This is a genomic window from Achromobacter sp. ISS7 (assembly GCF_056523125.1).
Map to the genome: position 1 here is coordinate 5,014,869 of NZ_JAWRZD010000001.1, position 22,546 is coordinate 5,037,414.

General features: G+C 67.6%; 25 protein-coding genes. 5 read left to right on the forward strand and 20 right to left on the reverse strand.

Going from position 1 to position 22,546, the window contains the following annotated elements:
• Window positions 1-492: 492 nt before the first annotated feature.
• The 5 genes from AC1HFW_RS22760 to argB all read right to left on the reverse strand — a co-directional run bounded on the left by AC1HFW_RS22760 (window position 493) and on the right by argB (window position 5,601).
• Window positions 493-1,542 (reverse strand): Ldh family oxidoreductase, encoded by a 1,050-nt coding sequence (locus AC1HFW_RS22760; RefSeq protein WP_479285284.1) that lies wholly within the window; start codon window positions 1,540-1,542, stop codon window positions 493-495.
• 12 nt (window positions 1,543-1,554) lie between these two features.
• The gene (locus tag AC1HFW_RS22765) at window positions 1,555-3,048 is read right to left on the reverse strand and encodes a DASS family sodium-coupled anion symporter (RefSeq protein WP_006391822.1); all 1,494 of its coding nucleotides are present in this window, start codon (window positions 3,046-3,048) and stop codon (window positions 1,555-1,557) included.
• A 284-nt stretch (window positions 3,049-3,332) separates the two neighbouring features.
• On the reverse strand, window positions 3,333-3,908 hold the full coding sequence (gene slmA / locus AC1HFW_RS22770; RefSeq protein WP_006391821.1) for a nucleoid occlusion factor SlmA: 576 nt from the start codon (window positions 3,906-3,908) through the stop codon (window positions 3,333-3,335).
• Between the two features lie 44 nt (window positions 3,909-3,952).
• Window positions 3,953-4,699, reverse strand: coding sequence for a pyrimidine 5'-nucleotidase (locus AC1HFW_RS22775; protein WP_116522254.1), 747 nt, complete (start codon window positions 4,697-4,699; stop codon window positions 3,953-3,955).
• The gene (argB, locus tag AC1HFW_RS22780; RefSeq protein ID WP_006391819.1) at window positions 4,699-5,601 is read right to left on the reverse strand and encodes an acetylglutamate kinase; all 903 of its coding nucleotides are present in this window, start codon (window positions 5,599-5,601) and stop codon (window positions 4,699-4,701) included. Before argB ends, AC1HFW_RS22775 begins: the two co-directional genes overlap by 1 nt.
• A gap of 333 nt (window positions 5,602-5,934) precedes the next feature.
• Here argB and AC1HFW_RS22785 point away from each other — a divergent pair, with 333 nt between their 5' ends.
• Window positions 5,935-6,723, forward strand: coding sequence for a MetQ/NlpA family ABC transporter substrate-binding protein (locus AC1HFW_RS22785; protein WP_479285285.1), 789 nt, complete (start codon window positions 5,935-5,937; stop codon window positions 6,721-6,723).
• Between the two features lie 177 nt (window positions 6,724-6,900).
• Here AC1HFW_RS22785 and AC1HFW_RS22790 read toward each other — a convergent pair whose 3' ends face one another.
• From AC1HFW_RS22790 to AC1HFW_RS22805, 4 genes are read right to left on the reverse strand one after another with little or no spacing between them, the layout of a single operon-like run.
• A complete protein-coding gene (locus AC1HFW_RS22790; protein ID WP_006391817.1) occupies window positions 6,901-7,395 on the reverse strand; it encodes a peroxiredoxin family protein in 495 nt (164 codons plus the stop codon).
• Window positions 7,392-8,138 (reverse strand): BON domain-containing protein, encoded by a 747-nt coding sequence (locus AC1HFW_RS22795; protein ID WP_006391816.1) that lies wholly within the window; start codon window positions 8,136-8,138, stop codon window positions 7,392-7,394. Before AC1HFW_RS22795 ends, AC1HFW_RS22790 begins: the two co-directional genes overlap by 4 nt.
• The gene (locus AC1HFW_RS22800) at window positions 8,135-8,728 is read right to left on the reverse strand and encodes a phosphoheptose isomerase (RefSeq protein WP_006389868.1); all 594 of its coding nucleotides are present in this window, start codon (window positions 8,726-8,728) and stop codon (window positions 8,135-8,137) included. The genes AC1HFW_RS22795 and AC1HFW_RS22800 overlap by 4 nt, the downstream gene beginning before the upstream one ends.
• Before the next feature lie 30 nt (window positions 8,729-8,758).
• Window positions 8,759-9,241, reverse strand: coding sequence for a YraN family protein (locus tag AC1HFW_RS22805; RefSeq protein ID WP_061073044.1), 483 nt, complete (start codon window positions 9,239-9,241; stop codon window positions 8,759-8,761).
• Window positions 9,242-9,306: 65 nt separating this feature from the next.
• On the opposite strand from AC1HFW_RS22805, the gene rsmI reads away from it, so the two are divergent.
• Together rsmI and AC1HFW_RS22815 are read left to right on the forward strand one after the other, a co-directional pair.
• Window positions 9,307-10,236, forward strand: a complete 930-nt coding sequence (gene rsmI, locus AC1HFW_RS22810) for a 16S rRNA (cytidine(1402)-2'-O)-methyltransferase (RefSeq protein ID WP_479285286.1) — start codon at window positions 9,307-9,309, stop codon at window positions 10,234-10,236.
• A 3-nt stretch (window positions 10,237-10,239) separates the two neighbouring features.
• Complete coding sequence (locus AC1HFW_RS22815; protein ID WP_479285287.1) at window positions 10,240-10,854, forward strand: methylated-DNA--[protein]-cysteine S-methyltransferase; 615 nt, start codon at window positions 10,240-10,242, stop codon at window positions 10,852-10,854.
• 15 nt (window positions 10,855-10,869) lie between these two features.
• Here the strand turns inward: AC1HFW_RS22815 and AC1HFW_RS22820 are convergent, their stop codons facing one another.
• Together AC1HFW_RS22820 and rapZ are read right to left on the reverse strand one after the other, a co-directional pair.
• Window positions 10,870-11,829, reverse strand: a complete 960-nt coding sequence (locus AC1HFW_RS22820; protein ID WP_006391812.1) for a septal ring lytic transglycosylase RlpA family protein — start codon at window positions 11,827-11,829, stop codon at window positions 10,870-10,872.
• Complete coding sequence (gene rapZ, locus AC1HFW_RS22825; protein ID WP_035361057.1) at window positions 11,826-12,698, reverse strand: RNase adapter RapZ; 873 nt, start codon at window positions 12,696-12,698, stop codon at window positions 11,826-11,828. Before rapZ ends, AC1HFW_RS22820 begins: the two co-directional genes overlap by 4 nt.
• 199 nt (window positions 12,699-12,897) lie before the next feature.
• Here rapZ and AC1HFW_RS22830 point away from each other — a divergent pair, with 199 nt between their 5' ends.
• Window positions 12,898-13,653 (forward strand): c-type cytochrome, encoded by a 756-nt coding sequence (locus tag AC1HFW_RS22830; protein WP_085943715.1) that lies wholly within the window; start codon window positions 12,898-12,900, stop codon window positions 13,651-13,653.
• 11 nt (window positions 13,654-13,664) lie between these two features.
• Complete coding sequence (locus AC1HFW_RS22835) at window positions 13,665-14,948, forward strand: c-type cytochrome (protein WP_479285288.1); 1,284 nt, start codon at window positions 13,665-13,667, stop codon at window positions 14,946-14,948.
• On the opposite strand, the gene AC1HFW_RS22840 is transcribed toward AC1HFW_RS22835, so the two are convergent.
• The 9 genes from AC1HFW_RS22840 to AC1HFW_RS22880 all read right to left on the reverse strand — a co-directional run bounded on the left by AC1HFW_RS22840 (window position 14,949) and on the right by AC1HFW_RS22880 (window position 22,472).
• Window positions 14,949-16,382 carry an aminotransferase-like domain-containing protein gene (locus AC1HFW_RS22840; RefSeq protein ID WP_241074012.1) on the reverse strand — a complete coding sequence of 478 codons (1,434 nt, stop codon included), beginning with the start codon at window positions 16,380-16,382 and terminating at the stop codon, window positions 14,949-14,951.
• A 22-nt stretch (window positions 16,383-16,404) separates the two neighbouring features.
• A complete protein-coding gene (gene hprK, locus AC1HFW_RS22845) occupies window positions 16,405-17,331 on the reverse strand; it encodes an HPr(Ser) kinase/phosphatase (RefSeq protein WP_006216298.1) in 927 nt (308 codons plus the stop codon).
• 20 nt (window positions 17,332-17,351) lie between these two features.
• The gene (locus AC1HFW_RS22850) at window positions 17,352-17,807 is read right to left on the reverse strand and encodes a PTS sugar transporter subunit IIA (RefSeq protein WP_006391807.1); all 456 of its coding nucleotides are present in this window, start codon (window positions 17,805-17,807) and stop codon (window positions 17,352-17,354) included.
• A 382-nt stretch (window positions 17,808-18,189) separates the two neighbouring features.
• Window positions 18,190-18,525: a ribosome hibernation-promoting factor, HPF/YfiA family gene (gene hpf, locus AC1HFW_RS22855; protein WP_006391806.1), complete on the reverse strand. Its 336-nt coding sequence runs from the start codon at window positions 18,523-18,525 to the stop codon at window positions 18,190-18,192.
• Between the two features lie 221 nt (window positions 18,526-18,746).
• On the reverse strand, window positions 18,747-19,541 hold the full coding sequence (lptB, locus tag AC1HFW_RS22860; RefSeq protein ID WP_035359683.1) for an LPS export ABC transporter ATP-binding protein: 795 nt from the start codon (window positions 19,539-19,541) through the stop codon (window positions 18,747-18,749).
• A gap of 32 nt (window positions 19,542-19,573) precedes the next feature.
• Complete coding sequence (gene lptA, locus AC1HFW_RS22865) at window positions 19,574-20,218, reverse strand: lipopolysaccharide transport periplasmic protein LptA (RefSeq protein WP_006391804.1); 645 nt, start codon at window positions 20,216-20,218, stop codon at window positions 19,574-19,576.
• Complete coding sequence (gene lptC / locus AC1HFW_RS22870) at window positions 20,215-20,847, reverse strand: LPS export ABC transporter periplasmic protein LptC (RefSeq protein ID WP_006391803.1); 633 nt, start codon at window positions 20,845-20,847, stop codon at window positions 20,215-20,217. Before lptC ends, lptA begins: the two co-directional genes overlap by 4 nt.
• Before the next feature lie 30 nt (window positions 20,848-20,877).
• Window positions 20,878-21,486: a KdsC family phosphatase gene (locus tag AC1HFW_RS22875; RefSeq protein WP_081105125.1), complete on the reverse strand. Its 609-nt coding sequence runs from the start codon at window positions 21,484-21,486 to the stop codon at window positions 20,878-20,880.
• Window positions 21,483-22,472 (reverse strand): KpsF/GutQ family sugar-phosphate isomerase, encoded by a 990-nt coding sequence (locus AC1HFW_RS22880; RefSeq protein WP_241067922.1) that lies wholly within the window; start codon window positions 22,470-22,472, stop codon window positions 21,483-21,485. The genes AC1HFW_RS22875 and AC1HFW_RS22880 overlap by 4 nt, the downstream gene beginning before the upstream one ends.
• Window positions 22,473-22,546: the final 74 nt, after the last annotated feature.

The window sequence follows — 22,546 nt, forward strand, 5'->3', positions numbered from 1 at the left end:
ATGATGTGCGGCGTCGGGGTGGTGTTCGCTTTGCGCTGGCGATGAGCGGGGTTCTGATGGGTCCGCATGCCAGCCTTCAACCCACGACGCCGATCAACACCACACGTCGCCCCACCAGCGGCGCCGCCGCCCTCGCGACGCCCCACATCGCGTAAGCCCAAAAAGGCCGCCCGCGCGGCCGGCTTTGGGCGGGCCCCGCAAGATCCTCCCCTCCATTCCAGTCGTTGGCAAAAACGCCAAGTACACCGCTCGTCCCTGCAATGGCGAAACCAAGACGACGTGAGCCCGTTGCGTTGGCGGGCGGGGGCGGCGGGGCGTGTAGATGCGCCCGAGGGAAACCGAAGGGAGCCGAAGGCGTACGAGGTTGACGCAGGGGCAGTCCGGAGCGAACGCTCCGGACCGCAATCGTAGCCCCGCCGCCCCCGCCCGCCAACGCAACGGGCGGCTCAAGAACCCTCAAGCCGCCCGCAAACACAAACACCCGACAAACCTTCAAGGCAACGCGTCAGACACCCCAAGGTCCACAGCCAGCTTCTTCAACCCCTCCCAGATGGGGGGGGCGAATTCCAGGGAATCCGCGTTCAGCTCCCGGTTGCGGGCTTCGTACTCTCCCGGGTACTGGACGCCGTCCACGCCCGGTTGCGGCGGGCAGGCATGCAGGTAGTCGATGAACGCGCCCACTTCCATCGAGCGCCAGTCGGTATTGAAGTCCACCTGCGGATCCAGCAGCAGCGCGAACATGTTGTTCGTCGCCACCCCGTTGCGTGGATGTTCCGGCTGGATCGTGCCGCCGCCGGACAGCACGCCCGCCAGCAGCTCGGCCACCAGGCCCATCGCGTAACCCTTGTGGCCGCCGAAGGGCAGCAGCGCGCCGGGCGGATCGGTGAACAGCGCGCCCGGGTCCGTGGTCGGATTGCCTTGCGCGTCGATCAGCGATCCCGGCGGCGCCTGTTCGCCCTTGGCCGCCAGCACGCGGGCCTTGTTGACCGCGATCGAGCTGGTCGCCATGTCGACGATGAACGGCGGGCGGCCGCCCGGCAGGGGGCCGGCGAAGCACAGCGGATTGGTCGTCAGGCAGGCGCGCGCGCCGCCGAACGGCGCTACCGTGGGCGCGCGGTTGATCACGTTGGTGAAGGCCAGCAGGATCAGGCCTTTGGCCGCCACCATCTCGCCATAGTGGCCCATGCGGCCCAGGTGATGGCTGCGGCGCAGCGTCAGGATGCACTGGCCGTGCGCCTGCGTGCGTTCGATGGCCTGCTCGATCACGACCTTGCCCACGTACTGGCCCAGGCCGTTGTGGCCGTCGTAGGCCAGCATGGCGCCGCGGTCGTTGAGCAGCTCGGGGCGGCCGTCGCCCTGCGCCAGGCCTTCGCTCAGCACGCGCCGGTAGTTGGTCAGGATCGACAGGCCGTGGCTGGTGTAGCCGACCCGGTCGGACTCCACCAGGTGCTCGGCCACGTCGCGGGCGATGTCCTCGGGCACGCCTTGCGCCATCAGCACGCGGCGGCCGTATTCATTGGCTTGGGCAATGGAGATTTTCATGATGCGATCTCCTTACAGCCAGCCGAGCCAGCGCCAGTAGGTCATGCCCATCAGCATCATCAGCGCGTAGCCGATGATGGTGACCAGGATGCCGACCTTGGCGAACTGCTTGGCGTTGAAGGTTTCGGTGCCCAGGCACACCATGTTCTGCGGCGCGTTGATCGGCAGGATGAAGCCGTAGCTCACCACGAAGCCCAGCAGCATGGTCATGCCCAGGCGGCTGAAGTCGCCCGGCAGCGTGGCCAGCACCGAGATCAGGATCGGCAGCATCGCCGAGGTCAGCGCGGTGGCGCTGGCGAACCCGAGGTGGATGATGATCAGGAAGGCCGACAGGATCGCGAAGATCGCCAGCGGGCCGAGATGGTCGAGACCGGTATGCGCCACCACCTGGTTGCCCAGCCATTGGCCGGCCTGCGTGGTCAGCAGCGCGGTGCCCAGGCTGATGCCGACGCCGAACACGATCACGGTGCCCCATGGGATGCGCGATTGCACGTCTTTCCAGGTCATCACGCCAAAGCGCGGCAGCAGCAGCAGGACCAGGCCGAAGTAGGTGGTCGAGGTGGTGTCGAACTTGTGCAGCTTGCCTTCGGTCGACCAGAACAGCAGCAGCATGACGGACACGGCCATCAGGCGCTTTTGCGCGCCGGTCATGGGGCCCAGTTCAAGCAGCGATTTCTCGACGGCTTCCTTGCCCCCCGCGATGCTGTCGCTTTCCGGCGGCAGCAGCTTGAGGACGATGATGATCAGCACGGCCGACATGATCAGCGACCACGGGGCGCCGGCGATCAGCCAGTCCGACCAGGCCACGCGCTGGCCCAGCATCTTTTCCATGAAGCCGACCGTCAGCAGGTTCTGCGCGGCGGCGGTCTGGATGCCGACGTTCCAGATGCTGGTGGCCTGCGCCACGATGATCATGATGCCGGCGGCGATGTTCGAGCGCTTGTCCACGCCGAAGGCCGCGATCACGCCCATCATGATGGGCACCACGGCGGCGCTGCGGGCGGTGGCGCTGGGCACTACCAGGCTCAGCACGATGGTCACCGCGATACATCCGATCAGGATGCGGCGCGTGCTGGTGCCGACCTTGGACAGCGTCACCAGCGCGATGCGCCGGTCCAGTCCGGTGAAGGTCATGGCCGCGGCGATGAACAGCGCGCCGGTGACCAGCGCCAGCGCCGAGTTGGCGAAGCCGGTCAGCGCCATGCTGATGGCGGCGGAGGTGCCGTACAGCACCTGCGGATCCTTCACGGTGGGCGCGGTGCCCAGCAGGAAGGCCATCAGCGTCGTGATCATGATCGCGCTGGCTTCGTAGGACACGGCTTCCGTGATCCACACCACCACCGCGAATGCGAGGATCGCCAACATGCGATGGCCGGCGACGGGCAGGTCCGCCGGCAGGGGCATCATCAGCACGCCGATCATGACGAGGAAACCGGCGACCAGGCCGATCGGAATTTTGGCTTTCTTGGGGGCTTGCGAGGCAGGGACAGCGGTTTCCGCAGTCATATCCATCTCCGGTTGAGGTCAAACTGACGGCACCTCGTCACAGCCCTGGGCTGGATCAAAACGAAGTGCCGACGCTACAGAATGATCGTGACGGCATTAAGGAAAACCCGTATTGATGCATATCAACTCGAGGGACAATCGTGCTTGTCGGAAAACCGATCCGGAGATTATGCTCGTCCGCCCGCGAAAATCGCAACCCTGCGAATGTTGCATGAAAACATACAAATAACGCAACGACAGTCGTGCGGGACCGTTAATTCGTTCGTGTTATGGCGCGAATGGGGTCAGCCCAGCGCCAGGCGCAATTGTTCGTCCAGGTGCAGCGTGGGCGCCACGCGCCAGCCGCTCTGGGCATAGCGCAGCCACCGTCCCAGCACCAGGTGCGTCAGCAGGCTGGCGTGCGCGGCCACGTTGGCCTCGGGCGGCAGGCCGCCATCGGTGACGGCGATGCGCAGCGATTGCTTCAACGACGCCTCGATGCGGTCATTGATGTGGTTGATCCGTTCCTGCAGGCGGTTGTCCTCGGTGACCAGAGCGTCGCCGGTCAGCACCCGCGTCATGCCCTTGTTGCGCTCCGAGAACGTCAGCAGCATCGACACCGTCTGGTGCGCCTGCGACAGGCCGTAGGGCTCGGCGATCGCGATCTGGTTCACCAGCGTGAAGATGCTGGTCTCGATGAACTCGATCAGTCCCTCGAACATCTGCGCCTTGCTGGCGAAATGTCGGTAGAGCGCGGCTTCCGAGACCGCCAGGCGGGCGGCCAGCGCCGCCGTGGTGATGCGCGAGGCGTGCGGCTGCTCCAGCATCTCGGCCAGGGTCTGCAGAATCTGGGTCTTGCGCTCGCCGGGTTTGCTCGCCATGGACGGGTCTGGTGGTACGCAGGCAGGGGTGGGGGGAGGGGGCGCTAGCCCCGCAAGGGACGCCGGCGCAGCAGCAGATCACTGACGCAGTTTACCCGCAAGTCGACATACGACGGCCGCTGCGCGCGACCGCGCGAAAAGGGCGTGCCGGGATGGAATACGTGCACCGTGCGCAGTCCGGCGCGCCGCGCGCCGCGCAGGTTGGCGAGGGTGTCTTCGACCAGCACCGCCTGGCGCGCCGGCACGCCTTCGCGCGCCAGCACGTAGCGCAGCAGCGCGGGCGACGGCTTGGGGCGGAACTCGCCGTGCAGCCGCATGTGCTCGATGGCCCACAGGCTGTCGAACTGGCGCAGGATGCCCAGCCGCCGCAGCACGGCGCGCGCGTAATGCAGCGGCGCGTTGGTCAGCAGCACCTTGCGGCCGGGCAGTTGCCGCAGCTTGTAGGCCAGCGCCTTCTCGGCGCGCACCAGCGGGTCGACGTCGAAGTCGTGGCTGCGGTGCAGGAAGGCGTGCGGGTCGACGCCATGGTTGCGGACCATGCCGATCATCGTCGCGCCGTAGCGCTGCCAGTACTGCTTGCGCACGGCGTTGGCGGTATCGACGTCGACGTCCAGCGCCTCGGCCACGGCCATGGTCATGCCATGGTCGATCCGCGGAAAGATGGCGTGGGAGGTGTCGTGCAGCGTGTTGTCCAGATCAAACAACCACAGGCGCCCGGGGGCGCCTGTGGCGGTGCGGCGCGAGCGGCGCTGGCGCACCGCCGGCCGCAGCAGGGTGCGCAGCGCTCGCATCAGTGCGAGCTGATCATCGTGCCAACGCCTTGGTCGGTCAGGATTTCCAGCAGCAGGCAGTGCGGCACGCGGCCGTCGACGATGTGCACCGAGTTGACGCCGTTCTTGGCGGCATCGAGCGCGGACGAGATCTTGGGCAGCATGCCGCCCGAGATGGTGCCGTCGGCGAACAGCTCGTCGATGGTCTGGGCCGACAGGCTGCGCAGCAGCTTGCCGGCCTTGTCCAGCACGCCCGGGGTGTTGGTCAGCATCAGCAGCTTTTCGGCGCCCAGCACTTCGGCCATCTTGCCGGCGACGACGTCGGCGTTGATGTTGTAGGCGGTGCCGTCTTCACCGTAGCCGATGGGCGAGATGACCGGAATGAACTGGTCGTCCTGCAAGGCCTTGACCACCGCCGGCTCGACCAGCGTGATGTCGCCGACGAAGCCGATGTCGATCGGTTCGGCGGGATTCTCCTTGTTGGCCATCAGCTTCTTCTGGGCCTGGATCAGTCCGCCGTCCTTGCCGGTCAGGCCCACGGCCTTGCCGCCGACCTCGTTGATCATCATGACGATGTCCTGCTGGACCTGGCCGCCCAGCACCCATTCGACCACTTCCATGGTCTCGGCGTCGGTGACGCGCATGCCCTGGATGAAGGTGCCCTGCTTGCCGATGCGGCGCAGCGCGTCGTCGATCTGCGGACCGCCGCCGTGCACCACCACCGGATTCAGGCCGACCAGCTTGAGCAACACCACGTCATGCGCGAAGCTGCGTTGCAATCGCTCTTCCGTCATGGCGTTGCCGCCGTACTTGACCACGATGGTTTTGCCGTGGAATCGTCGAATATAAGGCAGCGCTTCGGAGAGCACCGCGGCTTTGACAGCAGGAGACGAGACGGCAGCAGGGTCGGGGGTGTCGGTCATGGCAGCTAAGTCGGCAATAAGTAGGGTATGAAAGTTAGAGGTTGAAAGCCTGCGCCGCTGATGGCGCGATGGCATTGCCCCCCATGGGGGCGTGGGGTCCGGCAGTAAAAAATGCCTGCACAGGAACGCGTTGGCAACGCGGTAGCGCAAGCATACGACGGATTGTAGTCCCCGCAGGTTTCTTATGCTTTAAACCCATGTTCATATGCCCGACAAATAACCGGCATTGGGGTAAATTGGGGGCGTTTTCGCAACGGAGCGCCCCTCATGAGGGGGATTCTCCACACCGGCTGGGCATTTGCCCCCAATTTCTACCTATAAAAGAGGCAACTCATGCGTTTGAATTTCGTCCGTTCCGCCCTGGTGGCGTCGGCTCTGCTGGTGGCGGCCACCGCCGCCCATGCCGAAAAGATCGTGGTGGGCGCCACCCAGGTCCCGCACGCCGAGATCCTGGAAGTGGTCAAGCCGCAGCTGGCCAAGGAAGGCGTGGAACTCGACATCAAGGTCTTCAACGACTACGTGCAACCGAACCTGCAACTGGCCGACAAGCAGCTGGACGCCAACTTCTTCCAGCACAAGCCCTACCTGGACACCTTCAACAAGGACCGCAAGGCCACGCTGGTGCCGGTCGCCCTGGTGCACGTCGAACCCTTCGGCGGCTACTCCAAGAGGATCAAGACCCTGGCCGAGCTGAAGGATGGCGCCATCGTCGCCATCCCGAACGACCCGTCCAATGGCGGCCGCGCGCTGGTGCTGCTGCAGAAGCAGGGCATCATCAAGCTGAAGGATCCGTCCAACATCCTGGCGACCGCCGCCGACGTGGTCGAGAACCCCAAGAAGCTGAAGTTCCGCGAACTCGAGGCCGCCATGCTGCCGCGCTCGCTGGATGACGTCGACCTGGCCCTGATCAACACCAACTACGCGCTCGAAGCCGGCCTGGTGCCGACCAAGGATGCGCTGTTCATCGAAGGCGCCGATTCGCCCTACGCCAACATCCTGGTGACCCGCGCCGACAACAAGGACGCGCCGGGGATCAAGAAGCTGGTCAACGCGCTGCACTCGCCCGAGGTGAAGAAGTTCATCCTCGACAAGTACAAGGGCGCCGTGGTGCCGGCGTTCTGATCGCGACGCAGGCCGACCGCTTCGCCAGAACCGCCCGCGCATGCGGGCGGTTTTCTTTTTGGGGCGGGTGGCTCCAGGCCCCGGTCCGGCGCTGGCTGCCGGCGGCGTCCGGACGCGGTCAAATGAAAACCGCCCGGCAAGCGGGCGGTTCAGGGGGCCGTGGCGGACGGGGCGGACTCAGCCCGCGGCCAGGGCCTTTTCGACGGTGGCGTGGAACTCGGCCACGTCGTATTCACCCAGGTAGCGCTTGATAATGTGCCCCTGCTTGTCGATCAGGAAGGCGGTGGGCGTCAGGCGGATGTCGCCGAAGGCGCGGGCGATGTCGCCCTTGGTGTCCAGCGCCACCGGGAACGGCAGCTTGCGGCTTTCGGTGAAGTTCAGCACGAAGTTGGGCGGATCGTAGTCCATGGCGACCGCGATGGCCTCGTAGCCCTTGCCCGCGTATTCGTTATAGGCGGAGATGGTTTCGGGCATCTGCTTGACGCAGGTGACACAGCTGGTGGCCCAGAACTTCACCAGCACCACCTTGCCGCGCAGGTCCTGCATCGAGAAGGTCTTGCCTTCCAGCGTGGTGAAGGTGACGTTGGGCGCGGTCTGCGCCGGGCGCATGACGAACCAGGCGCCGATACCGACCGCCACCAGGACGGCCAGGGCTACGATGGCTTTTTTCATTTGATGGGCATGGCCTCTACGGCGCTGCCACCGCTGGGCGCGCTGCCGCCGCTGCTGCTGGCGGCATTCGGGTCGCTCTCGATGGGGGCCTTGGTTTCAGTGTTGGTCGACTTGCTGCCACTGTTCGACAGGCGAATCGCTTCCTCGCGGCTGATGGTCTCGAACAGTTTAACCACCTTGGCGACGCCGCCCAGGTCGGCGACCGCGTTGGCGGCGTAGTCGCCCTCGGCCTGCGTCACCTTGCCCATCAGGTAGACCACGCTGTGGTCCGTGGTGACGGCGATGGTGCCGGAGGGCACGTACTTGGTGTTGACCAGGGCGGTCTTGGCCTTGGAGGTGAGCCAGGTGTCGTTCGAACGCACGCCGAAGGACGCGATCGGGCCCACGGTCAGCTGGTTGATCACCTGCTTGACGTTCTCGACGCCCTGGGCGATGGCGGTGGCCTGGGACTTGGCCTCTTCGGTGGGCACGTCGCCGGTCAGCAGCAGGCGGCCGCCATAGGCCATGGCATTGACGCGCGCCGTGTCGCCCAGCTTCTGGGAGATCTGGCTTTGGGCCTTGAAGGCCATGTTCTGGTCTTCGAGCTGGATGCCCGAGGTGCGACGGTCGGTCACCACCAGCGCCGTGGTGGCGGCGGCGCCGCCCACGATCAGGGGGGCGCAGGCCGACAGCGACAGGGCCGCGCCGGACAGGGCCGCGGCGAGCAGCAGGGGGCGGGCGGCGGTTCTGACGTCTGAAATCATTCGGTGTCTCCAAGCAGAAGAGCGTCAATGCCGTCGCAAAGCGCATGCAACAGCAGTATATGGACTTCCTGGATGCGCATGGTGCGATCGCTGGGAACACATAGATGGACGTCCATCGGCGTAATGAGTTCCCCCATGACGCCGCCGCCCTTGCCGGTCAGGGCCAGGACGTGCATTTCACGGCTGGCGGCGGCCTCCATGGCGCGCACCACATTGGGCGAGTTGCCGCTGGTGGAAATGGCCACCAGCACGTCGCCGGCCTGGCCGAAGGCGTTCACCTGGCGTTCGAAGACTTCGTCGAAGCCATAGTCGTTGCCGACGGCGGTCAGGATCGAGGTGTCGGTGTTCAGGGCGATGCCGGCCAGGGGCAGGCGTTCGCGTTCGAAGCGGCCCACCAGCTCGGCGATGAAATGTTGCGCGTCGGCGGCCGAGCCGCCGTTGCCGCAAGCCAGAATCTTGCCGTTGTTGGCCAGGGCGCCAAACAGCACGTCCACCGCGATCGCCAGCGGCTCGGCCAGCACGTTCATGCTTTGTTCGTACGTGGCCATGGCGTCGCGAAAGTGCGACGTCATTCGAGAGGTCATATCCATGGCCGCGATTATCTCACGGGCGGACCCAAATCAAGCCAGCTCGAACGCCGCGCGCAGCCAGCGGACCTGGCCGCCGTCGAACAGCACGGCGTCGAAGCGGGCCGCGGGCGTGGCGCCATGCCAGTGGCGCATGGCCAGGGTCGGCAGCCAGTGCGCCGCGGCGCGCGCCAGGCGCGCCTGCTTGTCGCGGCCGATGCTGGCCGCCGCGCCGCCATAGGCGTCGCCCTGGCGCGAGCGCACCTCGACGAACACGAGCACGTCGCCGTCGCGCATGACCAGGTCGATCTCGCCCGCGCGGCAGCCCAGGTTGCGGGCCAGCAGCACCAGGCCGGCGGCCCGCAGCAGGCGCAGGGCGGCGTCTTCGTGGCCATCGCCGATACGCTGGCGCGGCGAGCGCCGCGGCGCCGGGCGGTGGGGGTCGACGGTGGCGCGCGTCGAGGCGCGCCGGCGCCGTTTTTGCGCGCGGCGGCGCGCCGCCAGGGCCAGCTCGAAAGCGAATGTGTCATCCGGCATGCCAGTTCCGAAACGGGGGACGATGGCGGCTACACTGGCATGGTTTTCCGCGTAAGTAGGCAGCAATGAATCAAAATGTCTCATCCCCGGTGGCCGGCGATGCCTGGGCCCGCGTCGCTGAACGCGTGGCCGGGCAGCATTGGCCCGCCTCGACGCTGTATGTGGTGGCCACACCGATCGGCAATCTGGGCGACCTGGGGCTGCGCGCCTGGCATGCGCTGCAACGCGCCGACGTGATCGCGGCCGAAGACACCCGCGCCAGCCGCACGCTGCTGGATGCCTGGGGCGTCAGCACGCCGCTGATGGCGGCGCATCGGCACAACGAAGCCGCCGCGGCGCAGGCCATCTGCGAGCGCCTGGCCCAGGGCCAGCGCGTGGCGCTGGTGTCGGACGCCGGCGCGCCGGCGGTCAGCGATCCCGGCGCGCGGGTAGTGCGCGCGGTGCGCGAGGCCGGCTTCGCGGTGGTGCCGGTGCCCGGTCCCAGCGCCGTGATCGCCGCGCTGATGGGCAGCGGCGTCACCACCGACGAGAATCCCGCCTACGCCTTCGCCGGCTTTCCGCCGTCCAAGGCCACCGCGCGCCAGCGCTGGCTGCGCACCTGGTGCGCGCTGCCGGCGCCGGTGGTGATGTTCGAGTCGCCGCACCGGCTGGCCGCGACGCTGGCCGACCTGCTGGAAGTCTGCGGCCCCGCCCGCCTGTTGACCGTGGCGCGCGAGCTGACCAAGCGGTTCGAGGAGATCGCCACGTTCCCGCTGGGCGAGGCCGCCGCCTGGCTGGCGGCCGACGCGCACCGCGAGCAGGGCGAGTTCGTGCTGATTGCGCATGCCCAGGCCGGCCAGGAGGTCGACGAAGACGCCGATCCGCGCGCCGATGCCTTGCTCGATGCGCTGCTGGAAACCCTGTCGGTGCGCGACGCCTCGAAGATCGCCGCCAAGGTCACCGGCCTGTCGCGCGACGTCCTGTACACCCGGGCCCTGGCCCGCAAGAATTCCTGAGCCATGATCTACACCGCAGAGACCCGCAAGCGTCCCGGCGACGCCGCGGAGCCGATCGTCTACCGTGACATCCCCACGCCGCTGGGCGAAATGCGACTGGTCGCCAGCGCCAAGGGGCTGCGCGGCGCCTGGTTCACCGACCAGACCCTGCTGCCGTCCGCCGAGGGCTGGACCCGCAAAGACGCCGATCCCATCCTGGAACAGGCGCGGCGCGAGCTGGACGAGTGGTTCGCCGGCCAGCGGCGCCAGTTCGAGGTGGCGCTGGATCCGGTCGGCACGCCGTTCCAGCATGAAGTCTGGCGCGCCTTGTGCCAGCTGGATTTCGGCCAGCTCGCCAGCTACGGCGAACTGGCGCGCATCGTCGGCCGGCCCAAGGGCGCCCAGGCCATCGGCGGGGCGGTGGGGCGAAATCCCGTCATCATCATCATTCCGTGCCATCGCATCATCGGCGCGGATACCTCGCTGACCGGCTTCGGCGGCGGCCTGCCGCGCAAGCAGGCGCTGCTCAAGCACGAAGGCAGCGAGTACCTGAGCCGCAATGCGCGCGCGCGGCGGGTCTGTGATGGCCAGGCGCAATTGCCCTTCGAGCAGCCGTCGTTCGACTGGCCGCCGGCGTAGCGGGCGGACGCCGCGTTATTGCGCGGCGATGCTGGGCGTGATGCCGATGCGGTCCGACACCAGCTGCACCGCGTTCAGGGCGCTCTGGCGATCCGGATAGGGGCCGATCTTGACCCGGTAGAGGTTGTTGGTCTGCTCGACCGCGGCGGGCGGCGTCCCGGCCGCGCCCAACTGGGTATTGATGCGGCTGACCAGCGACTGCGCATTGGCCGGCTGGCTGAACGCGCCCACCTGCAGATAGACGTTGCCGATCCCGCCGGCCGCAGGCTGGCGCACCGGTGCGCTGCCCGGCGCGGGCGCCGGTTGCTGCGCCAGCGGCTGCGGTTCCAGCGCCACCGGCGCGGCGGCGACGGGCGTGGCCACCGGCGTCGAGCCGGTCGCGGACGCGGGCTCGGGCGCCGGACCCTGCGAGGCCCAGCGGCGGATCTCGTCCTGCTGGATGCTCTCAACCACCACCTGGCCGCTACCCGGCCCGATGATGCCCAGCTTGTAGGCCGCCACGTACGACAGGTCCATGATGCGGTCGCTGTGGAACGGTCCGCGGTCGTTGACCCGCACGATGATGGTCTTGCCGTTGACCAGGCTGGTGACCCGCGCGTAGCTGGGAATCGGCAGCGTGGTGTGGGCGGCCGTCATGGCGTACATGTCGTACGGCTCGCCGATCGAGGTCGAGTTGCCGTGGAATTTCTTGCCGTACCACGAGGCGATGCCCTGACGCTTGTAGGGCTGGCCGGTGGTGTCCGGCACATAGCGCTGGCCGAACACCACGTAAGGGCGGTTGGCGCCGCTGGCGTAGGGTTCGATGCGCGGCACCGCGTCCGGCACCTGGTCCAGGTTCGACGGCGGGTTGGCGTCCGGGCCGTCGTCCTTGTAGTACCCGCCGCCCTTTTTACGTCCCCCGGTGGAAGAGCAGCCGGCCACGGCAATGGCCAGCAGCAACATCATCAGGATATGGAGCGGACGGGACAGGATCATGCGGATTCGTCTGGCAGTTGGGTGCGATGGCGCACCAGCAGCGGGTCGTGGTCGGCAAAGCGCTTGGCCAGCTGTTCGACCACATAGACCGAACGGTGCTGGCCACCGGTGCAGCCGATGGCGACGGTGAGGTAGTTGCGGGTGTCTTGCGTGTACTGCGGCAGCCAGCGGTTCAGGAAGCCGGTGATGTCGTCGATCATCAGCCCCACCTGTTCATAACCCGCCAGCCAGGCGGCGACGGGTTCGTCGCGGCCGGTCAGCGGACGCAGGTTGCGGTCGTAATAGGGGTTGGGCAGGCAGCGCACGTCGAACACCAGGTCGGCGTCGCGCGGCACGCCGCGCTTGTACGCGAACGATTCGAAGGTCAGCACCAGCGGCGCGCGGTCGGCCTGGATCAGGTCGCGGATCCAGGCGCGCAATTGGCCCGGCGTCAGCTCCGAGGTGTCGATGACGTGTTCCTGCTCGCGCAGCGGCGCCAGCAGTTCGCGTTCGAGCGCGATGCAGTCGGTCAGCGACGGCGCGGTGCCGCCGCGTTGCAGGCGGTCGGTCAGCGGATGGCGGCGGCGGGATTCGGAATAGCGCTGCACCAGGGTGTCGGTGCTGGCGTCCAGGAACACCACGCGCAGGCTGGTGCCCATGGCGCGCAGCGCGGTGACCACGTCAGGCAGTTCGGCCAGTTCGCCCGGCGAGCGCACGTCGATGGCGACGGCGACGCGTTCCAGGCCGTCATCGCGGGCATTGGCGACGAACTCGGTCAGGAACCGCACGGGCAGGTTGTCGACGCAGGTGTAGCTGGCGTCCTCGAGCATGCGCAGGGCAACGGACTTGCCTGAGCCTGAGATGCCGGTAACGAGGACGACTTTCAACATGGACATGATTGTGGCACGCTTTTCCAGGAGGATGCCGGCGGGTTGGCATCTGATATGGCCGTAAACTGCAAATCTGCGCCTGTACTGCCTTGCGGGGCCTGGCGTAAGCTTGGGCACCCGCACGCGACCGCTTCATCTACGCGCCCCGCCGGCATGCGCCTTCGGGGTTGGAATTCGACTTAGTGTTAACTGATCCTAGATGTTAGCCTTCATTTCCTTTCGTAGTGTTTCACTGCCACGGTTCTGGGCAAAATCCCGCCTCCTGGCCGCCGCCGTTGTTGCCTTTTCGGCAGCGCCCGCGCTGGCCCAGGACACGCCCCAGGTGCTGCAGCCCGGCACCATGGCGGCCCGGGTGGCGGCCTGTACGGCCTGTCATGGCGAGCAGGGCCGCGCCGGCGCCGACGGCTATTACCCGCGCCTGGCGGGCAAGCCGCAGGAATACCTCTATCACCAGTTGCTGAACTTCCGCGACGACCGGCGCCAGTACCGGCCCATGGCGCACCTGCTGGCGGGCCTGCCGGATGCCTATCTGCACGAGATGGCCGCCTATTTCTCGTCGCAGCACGTGCCGTATCCGCCGCCGGTGCGCGCCGACGTTTCGGCCGCCACGCTCGAAGCCGGCCGCAAGCTGGCGCTGTCGGGCGACGCCGCCCGCGGCCTGCCGGCCTGTGCCGCCTGTCATGGCGCCTCGCTGGGCGGGGCGCTGCCGGCCATTCCCGGCCTGCTGGGCTTGCCGCGCGATTATGTCGGCTCGCAGATCGGCAGCTGGAAGAACGGCCTGCGCCGCGCCGCCGCGCCGGACTGCATGGCGGACATCGCCCACAAGCTCACGCCCGAAGACATCGGCGCGCTGGCGGCCTGGCTGTCGTCGCAGCCGGTGGCCGACACCTATGCGCCCGAGCCCGCCGGCGCCCTGCGCCTGCCCGCCGAGTGCGGCAGCCAGGCGCAACGTTGAGGGGCGCACGGATGAAACTGATGAAGCGAATCCTGGGCACCTTGCTGGCGCTGGCCGTGATCGCGGCGGGCGCCCTCTACTGGCTGGGCACGCGCGACGACGCCAGCACCGGCGCGGCCGCGGCCCCGACCAATCCGCAGCAGCGCATCGAGCGCGGGCGCTATCTGGCGCTGGCCGGCAATTGCATGGCCTGCCACACCGCGCGCGGCGGCCAGGCCTATGCCGGCGGCACGCCCATCCCGACGCCGTTCGGCACGATCTACGGCCCCAACATCACGCCCGACGAGCAGACCGGCATCGGCGCCTGGAGCGCGGACGACTTCTGGCAGGCGCTGCACAACGGCAAGTCGCGTGATGGCACGCTGCTGTATCCGGCCTTCCCGTACACCGAGTACACCCGCGTGACGCGGGCGGATGCCGATGCGCTGTTCGCCTATCTGCGCACGATCACGCCGGTGAACCAGCCGAGCCGCGCGCCCGAACTTGATTTCCCGTATGACCAGCGCCTGTTGCTGGCCGCCTGGCGCGCGCTGTATTTCCGGCCGGGCGTGCAGGAAGCCGATCCGGGCCAGTCGACGCAGTGGAACCGCGGCCGCTACCTGGTCGAAGGCCTGGGTCATTGCGCCGCCTGCCACGCGCCGCGCAACAGCCTGGGCGCCACGCGCGCGGCCGACGGCCTGGCCGGCGGCATCATCCCGATGCTGGACTGGTACGCGCCGCCGCTGACCAATGACCTGCAGACCGGCCTGGGGCGCTGGTCGGCCGAAGATATCGCGGCGTTGCTGCGCACCGGCATGGCGGCGCATTCCAGCGCCAGCGGTCCGATGGCCGAGGTGGTGCTGGGCAGCACCCAGCACCTGACCGAGGCAGATGCGCTGGCGATGGGCGTGTATCTCAAGTCGTTGCCGGCCACGCCCGTGGCGTCATCGCGGCCCGCCGCGCCGGCGTCCCCGGCGGCCATGGAACTGGGCGGCAAGATCTACCGCCAGCAGTGCGCGCAATGCCACCAGCCGCAAGGCGAGGGCAGCGCGGGCGCCTGGCCCGCGCTGGCCGGCAATCCGACGGTGACCGCGCCGTCGCCGGTCAATGCCATCCGCATGGTGCTGGACGGCGGCTTCGCGCCCGCCACCGCCGCCAATCCGCGGCCGCACGGCATGCCGCCGTTCGGCCAACTGCTGAACGACAACGACGTCGCGATGTTGGTGTCCTACATCCGCAATAGCTGGGGCAACGAGGCCGGCGGCGTGACACCGCTGGAGGTCAAGCGCGCCCGCGCCGCCTCGACGCGCAACTGATCAGGAGCGCCGCGCGGCCGGCTGGCAGGCCGCGCGCGCCATCTCGCCCAGCGCGCGGATGGCATCGGCCTTGGCATCGTCCCAGGGATGGCCGTAGTTCAGCCGCAGCGCATTGCCGAACTGGCCGCTGGCCGAGAAGATCGGGCCGGGCGCCACGCTGATGCCGCGCGCCAGCGCCTGCCGGTGCAGGGCCAGCGCATCGACCGCCGCCGGCATTTCGAGCCACAGGAAGAAGCCGCCCTGCGGCCGAGTCACGCGGGTGCCGGCGGGAAACTCGCGCGCGATCGCATTGGCCATCAGGTCCTGCTGCGCCTGCAGCGTTTCGCGCAGGCGGCGCAGGTGGCGGTCGTAGCCGCCTTGTTCCAGGTATTCGGCGATGGCGCCCTGCGCCGGACTCGACGCCGACAGCGTGGACGACAGCTTCAGGCGCTGCACGCGCTGCGTGTAGCGGCCCGCGCTGGCCCAGCCGATGCGGTAGCCCGGCGCCAGGCATTTGGAGAACGACGAGCAGTGCAGCACCAGGCCCTGCTTGTCGAAGGCCTTGGCCGGCACCGGCCGCGTCGCGCCGAAATACAGCTCGCCGTAGACATCATCCTCGATCAGCGGAATCTGGTGCCGCGCCAGCAGTTCGACCAATTGCCGTTTCTTGTCCTCGGGCATCAGGCTGCCCAGCGGATTCTGGAATTGCGTCATCAGCCAGCAGGCCTTGGGCGCGTGGCGCTGGATCGCGGTTTCCATCGCGCCCAGGTCGACGCCGGTGCGCGGATGGGTGGGCACTTCCAGCGCCTTCAGGCCGTGGCGTTCCAGCGCCTGCAACGCGCCGTAGAAGGTGGGGGCCTCGACGATGACCGTGTCGCCCGGCTGCGTCACCGCCTGCAGGCACAGGTTGAGCGCTTCCAGCGCGCCGTTGGTGACGACGATGTCGTTGGCCGGCACGTTGATGCCGGCGATCAGGTAGCGCAGCGCGATCTGCCGGCGCAGGCCGGGATTGCCGGGCGACAGGTCTTCCATCGTGTCCAGCGGGTCCTGGCGCTTGAGATGCGCCGCCATGGCCTGGGCCAGCCGCGGCAGCGGGAACAGCAGGGGGGAAGGAAAAGCCGAGCCCAGCGGCGTGACGTCGCGGTTGCGCACCGAATCGAGGATGTCGAAGATGCGCTCGCTGATCGCGAGTTCGGTCGATTCGCCGTCGGGACAGGAGGTGTCGGGTTCGGGCGGCAGGCTGTCGCCGCGCGCGTTGACGTAATAGCCGGAGCGGGGGCGGGCGCGGATCAGGCCGCGCGCTTCCAGCAGGTAGTAGGCCTGGAACACCGTCGACGGGCTGACGCCGCGGCTGGCGCAGGCGTCGCGCACCGACGGCAGCTTGTCGCCCACGCGCAGCACGCCATCGCGGATCGACTTGGCGATCTCGTTGGCGAGTTTCTCGTAAAGGCTCACGGTGCCGCGCGGCGACGCGCGTTCACTTGCTGCTTTGCAGGATCGCCATCGCCTGGCGTTCCATGAATTCGCCCAGGGTGTCGATGCCGCGCAGCTTGAGGATGGTGTTGCGCACCGCGGCTTCGACCAGCACCGCCAGGTTGCGGCCGGCGGCCACCTGCAGCATGACCTTGCGCACCGGCAGGCCCAGCATGTCCTGGGTGATGTCCTGCAGCGGCAGGCGTTCGAACTTGTCCTGCGCCGTGGCGCGCACCAGGTGCACGATCAGCTTCAGGCGCATCTTGCGGCGCACCGAGGTCTCGCCGAAGATGGTGCGGATGTCGAGCAGGCCCAGGCCGCGCACTTCCAGCAGGTTCTGCAGCAGCTGCGGGCAGTGGCCTTCGATCATGTTGGGGGCGGTGCGCGAGAACTCGACCGCGTCGTCGGCCACCAGGCCGTGGCCGCGCGAGATCAGTTCCAGCGCCAGTTCGCTCTTGCCCAGGCCGGATTCGCCGGTGATCAGCACGCCCAGGCCCAGCACGTCGAGGAACACGCCGTGCACGGTGGTGGTGGGCGCGAGTTTCTTGCCCAGGTAGATGCGCAGCAGGTCGATCAACTGCGCGGCTGCCACCGGCGTGGACAGCAGCGGCACCTGGTGCTGGTCGCACTGGTCCACCAGGTCTTGCGGCGGCGTCAGGCCGTCGGCCAGCAGGATGGCGGGCACGCCGCCGATCAGCAGCTCGTCCATGTGGTGCATGCGGCGGCGCAGGTCGAAGCGGGTGTAGTACGCCAGTTCTTCCTGGCCGAACACCTGGATGCGCGACGGGTGGATCAGGTTGAGGTGGCCCACCAGGTCGGCGGCCGCCATGCCGTCATCGGGAATCGCGCGGTCCGCGGCCCCTTGGCCGGAAATCCAGTTGAAGGGGATTTTGTCGGCGTTGTCGTCGACGAGTTCCTGCACCGTGAGCATGGCAGCGTTTCCGCGAGGAGTCAGAGTTGGCCGGTGGTGAGCATCTTGTGGACGACGGCCGGGTCGGTCTCGGTGGCCAGCGCTTCGCGCAGCGCCTTGTTCGACATGAGCTGGGCCAGTTCCGCCAGGATATCCAGGTGCTGCTGCGTGGCGGTTTCGGGCACCAGTAGACAGAGCAGCATCGATACGGGCTGGCCGTCGGGGGCGTCGAACGTGATGGGCTGCGCCAGGCGGATGAAGGCGGCAAGCGCCTGCTCCAGGCCCTTCACGCGGCCGTGCGGCACGGCCACGCCCTGGCCGAGCGCGGTCGAGCCCAGGCGCTCCCGCGCAAACAGGCTGTCGAACACGAGTGCGCGTGCCAAGCCGTGGTTGTTTTCAAAGAGGAGGCCAGCCTGTTCGAACGCGCGCTTCTTGCTCGTGGCGAGCATATCGAGGACGACGTTGCCGGCGGGAAGGATGCGCGACAAATGATTCATCGGGTCATTATAGGGTTATATGACGCACTGCAAAAAACTCCGGTCGGAGGCACCCGCGTGGCGGTCCGCACCCTCCTGGATCAGGCCGCCGGTCCCGGGACGAGAGCGACAGCATAGACCGATAGCGCCGGGTTGTGGGCATTCTTCGTGCGCAGGCGGGTATACCAGCATGGTATGGCGTGGCTGCCTCGAGCAGGTATTCAGGGGGAGGAAATGCGATCCGCGGGCGTGTGCCGGGGAATGGGGGACAAAGAAAGCGGGGGAGGGAGTTTGCCGATGCCCCGGCTGGACGAAACGTCTAGCGGGACACCGGGACTTAGGCAGGATTCAAGAATCGCTGTTTAGCTTGGCTCGCACGGCGAGCGGGTCATGAAGCGCGGTGTTACTGGGTTGGCGAAAGATTCGCCGCTTGCCGCTTCACGGACTCTGCCGTGTGACTTCGTACCTTGTCCTTGTGCTTGATGACCTGACGGTCGACTTTGTCAGCAAGAAGGTCGATCGCGGCGTAGAGATTTTCATCGGTTGCTTCACAATGAATGTCCTTGCCACTAAGACGCATGGTGATTTCGGCTCTGTGCCGCAGGGGCTCTACTGAGAGCATGACCTGGGTATCGATGACGTGATCGAAATGCCGCAGCACTCGCGCCAGTTTGTTCATGACATATTCCCGGATGGCCGGGGTGACGTCGAGGTGACGACCGCAGATGCTCAGGTTCATAGTGTGCTCTCCTTCTAAAAGAGGAAAAAATGGTGCGCGGAAGGCGCGGTGGGGTCGTTAGGCGTTCTCCTTGTTTGAGGGGTTCGTTTGATACTAGTGTATAGACTCGGGCCGATAAAACAAGCTGACCTAGCGCAAGTTCATGGCATTTTCATGGCGACCGCCCAGGGGCATGCCCGGGCCCGCGTGGGGGCCCTGGGATTTTCCCCTAGCCGGGGGTGTTACATGCGGAAGTGTTCGCCCAGGTAGACGCGGCGCACGGCCGGATCGCCGACGATTTCGTCGGGATGACCGTCGGTCAGTACCTTGCCTTCGCTGATGATGTAGGCGCGGTCGCAGATGCCCAGCGTTTCGCGCACGTTGTGGTCGGTGATCAGCACGCCGATGCCGCGGCCCTTCAGGAAGCGCACGATGCGCTGGATCTCGATCACGGCGATGGGGTCCACGCCGGCGAACGGTTCGTCCAGCAGGATGAAGCGCGGGCTGGTGGCCAGCGCGCGCGCGATTTCGACGCGGCGGCGTTCACCGCCCGACAGCGAGATGGCGGCGTTGCTGCGGATATGGCCGATCTGCAGTTCTTCGAGCAGCAGTTCCATCTGCTCGTTGATCTTGGGGGTGGACAGCGTGCGGCCGTCCGGCCCGATCTGCAGTTCCAGCACCGCGCGGATGTTCTGTTCGACCGTCAGGCGGCGGAACACCGAAGCGTCCTGGGGCAGGTACGACAGCCCCATGCGGGCGCGCTTGTGGATCGGCATCGCGGTGATGATCGAGCCGTCGATCTCGATGCGGCCGGCGTCGGCCGGCACCAGGCCCACGATCATGTAGAAGCTGGTGGTCTTGCCGGCGCCGTTGGGGCCGAGCAGGCCGACCACTTCGCCGCTGGAGACGGACAGGGACACGTCCTGCACCACCGTGCGGCCGTTGTAGGTCTTGCGCAAGCCGGTTGCGCGCAGGCTGCCCTGCTTGACGCCCGAAGGGGCGGAGGTCACGGGAGTCTGCACTGAAGGTTGGTTCATCGTGGCTGCGTATGGGTGACGTGGGAGGCGCTTCAGCGCCCCTTCTTCGATTCCTGCTGCTTGCGGCACTCGGCCACCGCGGCGTCCGACTTGGCGCGCGGTTCGGCCACGGAGCGGACCCGGCCGCCGGCGGCCGAGGAGTTCGGGCCGCCCTGGGCTTCGTAGGTGCCGCTCTTCTCGTTGTAGCGCACCCGGTCGCCGCGAATCGTGTCAAACGGTTTGCCACAGACATAGCGCACCACCACGGCCTGGCCGATCAGGTCGAAGGTGCTCTTGGTGCCGTCGTATTCGGCGCGCAAGCCCTTGCCCTCGATCAGTTCGAAGGTCTCGGGACGTTCCTGGCGGATGGTGACGACCTTGCCCTTGTTCGCGGTGGCGGTGCCGTACTGGTTGCCGGCGGCGTCCTCGCGCATTTCCAGGGTGTCGGAGGTGAGCGTCATCAGGCCGCGCACCATGTTGACGTTGCCGGTGAACACGCTCTGCTTCTTCACGTCGTCGTAGTGCAGCGTGTCCGACAGGATCGTGGTGGTGGGCTCTTCGGCGGGGGCGGCCTTGCTCGAGCCGGCGGCGGCCGGCTTGGGGTCGGCCGCGAGCGCCGGCGCTGCCGCCGCTGCCATCAGCAGCATCGCGCCCAGCAGGCGCGTGGTGGGGGCAATGCGAATCCGGAAGTCGGTCATGGTTTCTTCTGGTCAGTGGTGTTGGCAGGCGTCTCGGCCGGGCGGCGCGATTTGTTTTCCGAGCCGGCGATTTCCACGTCGGTGGAAGCCGATACCTGCAGTTGGCGTGTCTTGTTGTTGTAGTGCATGCCCTTGCCGTTCATGCGCGAGCGTCCCTTGATGACCTCGGCCGGCAGGTCGGTGTAGACCACGTCGTCGTCGGGCAGCAGGATCAGTTGCTGGCTGCGCACGTCCAGGACGTCGTTGTTGGCGTCCGGCTGGCGGTGCACGTGCGCGTCGCCGTTCATGACGATGCGCTTGCCGCCCTGTTCCATGACGGCCGTCTTGGACACGCCCACGGTGATCGGGTTGGCTTCGCGCTGGCCGATGGCCCGCGGCTGGGTGATGTGATACGAATCGTCGTCCGGGAAATGCTCGGCGTAATCGCCCTCCAGCCGATTGATGGGGCGGCCGGTGGGGTCGGTGCGCAGCATCACGAAATTACGCGACCAGGCGTCCATTTCGTGCGTGACGCGGCGCGGCGGGTCCGTCTGGATGGCCCGTTGCGCGTAGTCGGCGGCCCAATACGTGCTGGCGACGAGCACCAGCAGCAGGAACAGCGCGATCAGGGAAGGGAAACGATCTTTCATCAGGTCTGAAGGGCGTGATTGGGGGCGCGTTTACTGGATGGCGCCAGGACCGAGCAGCCCCGGCGCCGCCAGGAAGCCGCCCAGCCGGCCCTGGGAGGCCAGCAGCAGGTCGCAGCATTCGCGCACCGCGCCGTTGCCGCCCGGTTGCGTGGCGATCCAGTGGGCCGCCTGGCTGACGTAGCCCGGGGCATTCGGCACGCTGGCGGCGAAACCGGCGCGTTGCATGGCCGGTAGGTCGATGATGTCATCGCCCATGTAGCCGGTCTGGTTCAGTTGGACCGCGCTGCGCTGCGCAAGTTCGGCCAGCGCGGCGCCCTTGTCGCGCACGCCCTGCATGATCTCGGAAATGCCCAGCTCGGCGGCGCGGCGCGCCACGATCGGGCCGGAGCGGCCGGTCATCAGGGCCACCTTCAGCCCGCCTTCCATCAGCAGGCGCAGGCCATGGCCATCCAGGGCGTTGAAGCGCTTCTGGACTTCGCCGGTCTCGCCGTAATACAGGCCGCCGTCGGTCAGTACGCCGTCCACGTCGAAGACCATCAGGCGCACGGCGGCGGCGCGTTCGCGCACGGCCGGCGCGATACGGGCCAGGACCAGGGCTTCTGCGGGGTGGGTGATCGAGGGGGGGAGAGTCATAGTCATACCACTTTGGCGGCCATCAGGTCGTGCATGTGCAGGGCGCCGAGCAGGGCGCCATCGGCGTCCAGCACCAGCATGTGATTGAGCCGCAGTTCGTCCATCTGGCGCGCGGCCTCGACGGCCAGCGCGTCCGGGTTGATGCTGCGCGGCGAGCGCGTCATGCCGGCCTCGACCGTCAGGCTGCGGATGTCGCCGTGGCGCGCGATCAGGCGGCGCAGGTCGCCGTCGGTGAAGATGCCCACCGGGCGGTGCTGCGCGTCGCTCACCACGGTCATGCCCATGCCCTTGGCGGACATGACCTCGAGCGCCTGCGAGACCGGCGTGCCCTGCGCCACGACGGGCAGGGCGTCGCCCTGGCGCATGACGTTGCGCACGTGGGTCAGCAGGCGGCGGCCGAGCGCGCCGCCTGGATGCGAGCGGGCGAAATCCTGCGGCCCGAACCCGCGCGCCTCCAGACAGGCCACGGCCAGCGCATCGCCCAGGGCCAGGGCCGTGGTGGTGCTGGCGGTGGGCGCCAGGTTCAGCGGGCAGGCTTCCTGGGCCACGCTGGCGTCCAGGTGGACGTCGGCCAGCAGGGCCAGTTCGGATTGCGGGTTGCCGGTGATGGCGACCAGGCCGGCGCCCATGCGGCGGGCCACCGGCAGGATGGTCAGCAGTTCCTGGCCGGTGCCGGAGTACGAAATGGCGATCAGGACGTCGTCGCGGGTGATCATGCCCAGGTCGCCGTGCACGGCCTCGGCGGCGTGCACGAAGAAGGCGGGCGTGCCGGTCGAGGCCAGCGTCGCGGCGATCTTGCGGGCGATGTGGCCGGTCTTGCCGATGCCGCTGACGACCACGCGCCCACGGCAGGCCAGCAGCATGGCGACGACCCGCGCGAAGCTGTCGTCCAGCCGCGCGGACAGGTCCAGGATGCCCTGGCTTTCGATTTGCAGCGTCCTGCGCGCAGATGCCAGCGCGGTCTCGGACGTTGTGGTGGGATGGTCGGTCATCAGGGGATTTTAATATCAGGTTGCGGGTTTGCCCCTGGGAGGGGGGTATGGCATCCTGGCGACTCTTTTATCCG